Below are 525 nucleotides of genomic sequence, written 5' to 3' on the forward strand. Positions count from 1 at the left end.
CGCTTTTAAGGGGAAAACAAAAGGCCTTCTGCCTGCTTACAGAAGACCTGCTTTCTTTAACTTTTTGCTTTTAAAACGGCTGCTAGCTTGTTTTTCGTTTGAGGACCATAAATGCCATCTACATCATAAGGAAGATACACAAGCTGAAAACGTCTGACTGCATCTTTCGTTTGTACTCCATATATTCCGTCTACTGACCCTACTTTAAAACTAACCGCGTTTAATGCTCTTTGAAGCTGTTTCACTGCTTCTCCAGAATCGCCTTGTTTTAAAATTCCATTGGGAAGTGGATATTGTTCAGAAGGTGGTGTTGGAGTAGGTGTTGGTGAAGTTCCTGAAGGAATAACAATTGTTTTTCCAACCTGTAGTGTTAAAGGATCAGAAAGCCCTGTATTCGCTTCTTGAAGCTCCTGTACTGTTATGCCGTACTTCTGTGCAATACTGTACAGCGTATCTCCTTGCTTAATTGTATACGTTTTTTCACCTGGTTCAGAAGGTGATGGATTTGGTGTCGGTGTTGGAGAT

The 525-nt window shown here is 41.0% G+C and carries 1 protein-coding gene; it reads right to left on the reverse strand.

Annotated elements, in window-relative coordinates:
- Positions 1 to 56: 56 nt before the first annotated feature.
- Positions 57 to 525: PGRP and LysM peptidoglycan-binding domain-containing protein (locus AC27IT_RS28215; RefSeq protein WP_487092321.1), on the reverse strand; the 469-nt coding region annotated here is incomplete at its 5' end.

The sequence above is a fragment of the Brevibacillus sp. YAE8 genome (assembly GCF_057543335.1).